Here is a 6,774-nt window from a genome sequence, read left to right on the forward strand (position 1 = left end):
CGACTGTCCGGCGGAGACTTATTATTAAAACGCCGCATCGTGGTCTCCACCGAGCGGATGCGGGCGATCAGCGTCGACCCGGTCACCCGGATCGCGGTCGCCCAGCCGGGCCTGTTCAACGCGGAGGTGAAGAAGGCCGTCGCCGAGGTCGGCCTCTGGTACCCGCCCGACCCGTCCTCGTTCGAGATCTGCTCGATCGGGGGCAACGTCGCCACCAACGCCGGTGGACTGTGCTGCGTCAAGTACGGCGTCACCACCGACTACGTGCTCGGAATGGAGGTCGTGCTGGCCGACGGCCGGGTACTGCGCCTGGGCGGTCCGCGGGTCAAGGACGTCGCCGGGCTCTCGCTCACCAAGCTGTTCGTCGGCAGTGAGGGGATCCTCGGGATCATCACCGAGGTGACGCTGCGTCTGATGCCGCCCCAGCCGCCCGCGCACACGCTGGTCGCGACGTTCAAGGACACCCGCGACGCCACCGCGGCGATCCTGGCGATCACCTCGACGATGCGCCCCTCGATGCTCGAGTACATGGACCACGCCTCGATCAACGCCGTCGAGGATCTGATGAAGATGGGCCTGGACCGCTCGGCCGCCGCGATCGTGGTCGCGAAGTCCGATGCCGGGGACGCCCGCGAGATCAAGGTGCTGCTCGACGCCTGTCACGGGCACGGGGCCTCCGAGGTCTTCGACACCGACGACGAGGTCGAGGGCGAGATGTTCGTCGCCGCCCGCCGCGCGGTGATCCCCGCGGTGGAGCGTCAGGGCCGGCTTCTGCTCGAGGACGTCGGCGTCCCGGTGCCGAGCCTGCCCGATCTGGTTGCGGGCGTGGAGGCGATCGCGGCCGAGCACGCCGTGGTGATCGCGTTGATCGCGCACGCCGGCGACGGCAACACCCACCCGCTAATCGTCATCGACCCGGCCGATGCGGACTCCGAGCGCCGGGCCAACCTCGCCTTCGGCGCGATCATGGATCTGGCCATCGCTCTCGGCGGCACCATCACCGGCGAGCACGGCGTCGGGCGGATGAAGCGCCCGTGGCTGGAGGCTCAGCTCGGCGCCGACGTTCTCGACGTCACCCGCGCCATCAAGAATGCCCTGGACCCGCTGGGCATCCTCAACCCGGGCACCATCCTGGAGTAGCGCTCACCCCCGAAAGCGCAGCGTGGCACCCGCGGCACCTGTTCGGAGGTGCCATGGTGCGCTTTCGGGGGTCGATGGCACCTGCGGCACCTGTTCGGAGGTGCCATGGTGCGCTTTCGGGGGTCGATGGCACCTGCGGCACCTGTTCGGAGGTGCCATGGTGCGCTTTCGGGGGTCGGTGGCACCTGGCACCCCGCGCCCCCGGCTAGCCGGTGTTCGCCGCCAGGCCCACGGCCTCGATGCCGGCGACGGCGGCGGCCTCGTCGTTGTCCGAGGTGTCGCCGGAGATGCCGACGGCGCCGATGGTGGCGCCGCCTTCCTGGATCAGCACGCCCCCCGGGACCGGCACCAGTGCGCCGCCGATCGCCGCTCCGGCGGCGGCGATGAAGTAGGGCTGCTGCTCGGCGCGGGCCATCAGGGCCCGCGACCCGATGCCGATCGAGATCGCGCCGAAGGCCTTGCCGTGTGCGATCTCGAAGCGCTTGTTCGGGGACCCATCTGCGCGCTCGGCGGCGACCACATTCCCACCGGCGTCGAGCACGACGACCGTCAGCGGCTTGAACCCCTTGTCGGTGCCGAACTGCAGCGCGGTGGCGATGATCGTGCGGGCCTGGGCCAGGTTAATGCCGTTGGTCATGAGGTAGTTCCCTTCGCCAGGCCCTTAGCGGCAGCCCGCTGGGCGTGCAGGATCGGTTCGGTGTAGCCGGACGGGGAAGCGGTGCCGTTGAAGGCCAGGTCGTGCGCGGCCCGGAACGCCGGGCCGTCGAAGCCTGGCGCCATCGGGGTGTACAGCGGGTCGCCGGCGTTCTGGCCGTCGACCACCACGGCCATCCGGCGCAGCGCGTCCTCCACCTCGGAGGCGGTGACGACGCCGTGCACCAGCCAGTTGGCCAGGTGCTGCGAGGAGATCCGGCAGGTGGCCCGGTCCTCCATCAGAGAGACGTTGGAGATGTCCGGCACCTTGGAACAACCCACGCCCTGGTCCACCCAGCGCACCACGTAGCCGAGGATGCCCTGCGCGTTGTTCTCGATCTCGGCCTTGCGGTCCGCGGCCGGCCAGTCGGCCGCCGGCGCCAGCGGGATCTGGAGGAGCTGATGGAGCGAGGAACGGGTCTGCCCGGCGAGCTCATTCTGACGAGCTGTCACATCCACCCGGTGGTAGTGGGTGGCGTGCAGCGTCGCTGCGGTCGGGGACGGGACCCAGGCGCAGTTGGCGCCTGCGCGGGGGTGGCCGATCTTCTGCTCCAGCATGTCGGCCATCCGGTCCGGTGCGGCCCACATGCCCTTGCCGATCTGGGCCCGCCCGGCCAGGCCGCAACGCAACCCGGTGTCGACGTTCCAATCCTCGTAAGCCTTGATCCAGGTGGTGGCCTTCATGTCGTTCTTGCGCACCACCGGGCCGGCCTGCATCGAGGTGTGGATCTCATCGCCGGTGCGGTCGAGGAAGCCGGTGTTGATGAACACCACACGCGCGGCCGCCGCGCGGATGCACTCGGCAAGGTTGACGGTGGTCCGCCGCTCCTCGTCCATGATTCCCATCTTCAGGGTGTCCGCCGGTAGGGCGAGGGTCTGCTCGACGGCTCCGAACAGGGCGCTGGTCAGCGTGACCTCGTCCGGGCCGTGCATCTTCGGCTTGACCAGATAGACGGAGCCGGCGGGGGAGTTGCGCTCGGCCTGATCCCGGGCCAGATCGTGCAGGGCGCACGCACCGATCACGAAGGCGTCGAGGATGCCCTCACCGATCCGGCGGCCGTCCTTGTCGAGCACGGCGCCGGTGGTCATCAGGTGCCCGACGTTGCGGGCCAGCAGCAGCGAGCGCGCCCGCACCCGCAACGGCGAACCGTCGGCCGCGGCGTAGTTACGGTCCGGCTCGATCCGGCGCACGAACGACGAACCGCCCTTGGCCACCGCCGCGGACAGCGTGCCCTGCATCAGCCCGAGCCAGTTCCGGTACGCAGCGACCTTGTCGGCGGCGTCCACGCAGGCGACCGAGTCCTCGAAGTCCATGATCGCGGTGATCGCCGACTCGAGCTCGACGTCGGCGACCCCGGCCGGGTCGGTCGCGCCGACCGCGTGCGCGCGGTCGATCCGGATCTCGATGCCCAGGCCGTGGTTGCGCAACAGCACCGCCGAAGGGGCCGCGGCGTCGCCCACGTGCCCCGCGAACGTGGCGGGGGAACGAAGCCCGACCCTCTGCCCGTCGTCCAGCGTCACGGCCAGCGCCCCGTCGGCCACCGCGTACGCGGTCGCCGCGGAGTGCGAGCCCGAGGAGAGCGGCACCACATCGTCGAGGAACGAACGGGCCCACGCGATCACGTGCTTGCCGCGGTCCGGGTCGTACGGCCCGGACCGCGGGGGGTCCCCGAGAGCGTCGGTGCCGTAGAGCGCGTCGTAGAGCGAACCCCAGCGCGCGTTGACGGCGTTGAGCGCGTACCGGGCGTTGGTCACCGGCACCACCAGCTGCGGGCCGTTGATGGACGCGATCTCCGGGTCCACGTTCGCCGTGCTGATCGAGAAGTCCGGCCCGCTCGGCACCAGGTAGCCGAGCGAGGTGAGGAACGCCGTGTACTCCGCCGGGTCACCGGCCCCCGGCCGCGAGCGGTGCCAGTCGTCGATCGCGGCCTGCATCCGGTCCCGGACCTCCAGCAGCTCGCGGTTGCGCGGCCCGAGGGTGTGCACCGCGTCGGACAGGCCGGTGAAGAAGACGTCCGGGGCGAGGTCGACGGCGGGTAGCACCTCCTGGGTCAGGAAGGCGTACAGCTCGGCATCGACCGTGAGGTCGGCGACGGCAATGGGGGTCGACGCCATGAGTCCTCCTGTGCTCGGCGAACCCGTCCAGCCTTTCACCCCGTTGCGTCCGGCCAACCGACACCTCTCCAGGCGCGGGGGGCCGGACGTAAGCTCGCCGCGTGGACGAGCTGCCGGCCGATCTGCTGGCCGAGCTGCTCGACGCCGGCGAGCAGAAGTTGCTGCGGCCGGCCAAGCCCGCCTTCCGCACCCCGATGCTCTCCTCGCCGGCGGAGCGGCCGCCGCCGGGCGATGACTGGGTCTACGAGCGCAAGCTCGACGGCGTCCGGCTGATCGCCGTGCGGGGGGAGCGGACGACGCGGCTGTATTCGCGGATCCAGCGCGACAACAGCGCGACCTTCCCCGAGATCGTCGCCGCCCTGACCGTCGCCGCCCCGCCCGGACTGGTCGTCGACGGCGAGGTGGTGGCCTTCGACGGCGAGCAGACCAGCTTCGGTCTGCTGCAGGCGCGGCTCGGTATCAGCGACGTCCGGCGGGCGCTGGCCATCGGGGTGCCGGTGGTCTTCTACGCCTTCGACCTGCTCACCTACGGCGGTCAGGATCTGACGCAGCTTCCGCTGCAGGCCCGTCGCCGCGTGCTGACCGAGGCCATTACCTACGTGGAGCCGTTGCGGCTGTCCGAGGAGCGCGAAGGTTCCGGGGTGGCGCTGCTGCGCGAGGCGTGCGCGAGCGGCTGGGAGGGCCTGATCGCCAAGCGCGCGGGGTCGAAGTACGAGCCCGGCCGGCGTTCCTCACACTGGCTGAAGTTGAAGTGCGTTCGCGAGCAGGAGTTCGTCATCGGCGGCTTCACCGAGTCCTCCGCCGCCGCCCGCACCGGCTTCGGTGCCCTGCTCGTCGGCTACTACGAAGACGGCGAGCTCAAGTACGCCGGCAAGGTCGGCACCGGGTTCGACCACAAGACGCTGGCCGCGATTCGCGTCGCCCTGGACGACCTGGTGCTGGCGGAGTCGCCCTTCGTCGACGCCCCGAAGGCCAAGGAGAGTCGCTGGGTCGACCCGCTGCTGGTCGCTCAGGTCGGCTTCACCGAGTGGACCCGCGAGGGCCGGTTGCGCCACCCCCGCTACCTGGGCCTGCGCCACGACAAGGACGCCCGCGACGTGGTGCGCGAAATTCCCCCATGACAGGGTGGCGATCATGAAAAGCAACCTGTTCAGCGCCAACGTCGAGATCGAGGGCAGCGAGGACATGTCGCTGCAGAACCCGCGCCTGCTCAAGGTCAAGCTCAACGGAGAGTTGCTCGCCCGCCAGGGCGCGATGGTTGCCTACCAGGGCGCGATCGAGTTCGCCTACGAGGGCGCCGGCGGGGTGAAGAAGCTGATCAAGAAGGTCGCCACCGGCGAGGGCGTCCCGCTGATGCGCTGCAAGGGAAGGGGCGACCTGTTCCTGGCGCAGAACGCCTTTGACCTCTACCTCGTCGATCTCGAGGGCGACTCGCTGACGGTCAACGGCGCGAACGTCCTCGCGTTCGACCCGGGCCTCACCTGGGACATCAAACGCGTCGAGGGCGCCTCGATGTTCGCCGGCGGCGTGTTCAACATGGTCTTCACCGGCACCGGCCGGATCGCGCTCTCCTCATACGGGACGCCGGTCGTGCTCGATGCCACCCAGGCCCCGACCTTCGCCGACCTGCAGTCGGCGATCGCCTGGTCGTCGTCGCTGAAGACCCGCCTGGTCCGCACGGCCGGCGCGTCCGCGCTGATCGGTCGCGGCTCCGGCGAGGCCTTCCAGCTCGCCTTCGAGGGCCAGGGCTTTGTCGTCGTGCAGTCCTCCGAGGGTCCGTTCGTTCCGACCCACAACCACTGAGCTCTTTACGTCAGCGAGATCGGTCGTTATAGCGACCACTTTCGCTGACGCAACGGCCTGGACAGGGCGTGACGAGCGCACCGCACCCCGAGGAGCTCATCGCCGCCGCGCACTCCTCCTGCTACGCGATGCAGCTCTCGGCGCTGATCGCCCGCGCCGGCGGCACGCCCCAGGCGCTCGACGTGCAGGCCGACGTCGACCTCGGCCCGGACCCCGCGGGCGGCTTCCGCCTCACCGGCATCAAGCTGACGGTCCGCGGTGAGGTCGAGGGCCTGGACGCCGACGGCTTCACGAAGGTCGCCGAGGAGGCCAAGGCCGGCTGCCCGGTGAGCAAGGCCCTGACCGGCGTCGAGATCATCCTGGACGCTGCGCTCGAGACCTGGCTCCCCGCCGGGCCCCTCCGGGCGTAGGTTGCGGCCATGGACGCCGCTGCCGAGATCCCGGAGTGGGCCGCGCGCGTCGCCACCCAGCTCGCCGACCTCGGGCCCGAGCTATCCATGCACATCATGGCCGCGGTCCCGGAGATGCCGCAGGACGCCGAGATGCAGGCCGCCACCGAGGCCAACGCGATCGCGCACATCGGCGCGATGGCCGCGCTGCTGCGCTTCGGCATCCCGCCGGAGGGCATCGAGGCCCCGGCCCAGGCCACCGACTTCGCCCGGATGATGGTGCACCGCGGGGTCGGGCTGCCGACGCTGCTGCGCTGCTACCACGTCGGGCAGGCCAAGCTCTGGCGCCAGTGGGTCGACGTGGTCTTCGCCGACGTCGACGATGCGGATGAACTCAAGCGTCTGGTCACCTGGTCCACCGACTTCGTCTCCACCTACCTCGACGCGGTCCGCGTGCACGTCGTCGCCGCCTATGAGGCGGAGCGTTCGACCTGGGAGCGCAGCCAGGCCGCCGCGCGCGAGGACGCGATCCGCAGCCTGCTCGCCGGAAGCCCGCTCGATTCCGACGCGGCCAGCCTGCGGATGGGCTACGAGCTGCGCCGCCATCACGTCGCGATGGTGCTGCGGCCCGACC

5 protein-coding genes and 2 pseudogenes are annotated in these 6,774 nt (G+C 70.5%); 5 read left to right on the top strand and 2 right to left on the bottom strand.

From position 1 onward, the window contains the following. The coding region (locus H0X00_RS20150) for an FAD-linked oxidase C-terminal domain-containing protein (protein WP_293774273.1) at window positions 1-1,140 on the top strand (1,140 nt) is incomplete at its 5' end. A 205-nt stretch (window positions 1,141-1,345) separates the two neighbouring features. On the opposite strand, the gene H0X00_RS20155 is transcribed toward H0X00_RS20150, so the two are convergent. Further along, entirely contained in the window at window positions 1,346-1,777 is a 432-nt protein-coding gene (locus H0X00_RS20155; protein WP_293774274.1) for a heme-binding protein, read from the bottom strand. After that, window positions 1,774-3,948 carry a malate synthase G gene (locus tag H0X00_RS20160; protein ID WP_293774276.1) on the bottom strand — a complete coding sequence of 725 codons (2,175 nt, stop codon included), beginning with the start codon at window positions 3,946-3,948 and terminating at the stop codon, window positions 1,774-1,776. The genes H0X00_RS20155 and H0X00_RS20160 overlap by 4 nt, the downstream gene beginning before the upstream one ends. Before the next feature lie 101 nt (window positions 3,949-4,049). On the opposite strand from H0X00_RS20160, the gene ligD reads away from it, so the two are divergent. From ligD to H0X00_RS20180, 4 genes and pseudogenes are all read left to right on the top strand, one after another. After that, window positions 4,050-5,069, top strand: coding sequence for a non-homologous end-joining DNA ligase (gene ligD / locus H0X00_RS20165; RefSeq protein ID WP_293774278.1), 1,020 nt, complete (start codon window positions 4,050-4,052; stop codon window positions 5,067-5,069). A 13-nt stretch (window positions 5,070-5,082) separates the two neighbouring features. Continuing rightward, window positions 5,083-5,751: an AIM24 family protein gene (locus H0X00_RS20170; RefSeq protein ID WP_293774279.1), complete on the top strand. Its 669-nt coding sequence runs from the start codon at window positions 5,083-5,085 to the stop codon at window positions 5,749-5,751. Between the two features lie 86 nt (window positions 5,752-5,837). Next, window positions 5,838-6,161 (top strand): annotated as a pseudogene (locus H0X00_RS20175) (OsmC family peroxiredoxin); the annotation flags it as partial. A 9-nt stretch (window positions 6,162-6,170) separates the two neighbouring features. Then, a pseudogene (locus H0X00_RS20180) lies at window positions 6,171-6,774 on the top strand (hypothetical protein); the annotation flags it as partial.

Origin of the sequence: Sporichthya sp. (genome assembly GCF_013815995.1) — a bacterium.
Lineage (GTDB): Bacteria > Actinomycetota > Actinomycetes > Sporichthyales > Sporichthyaceae > Sporichthya.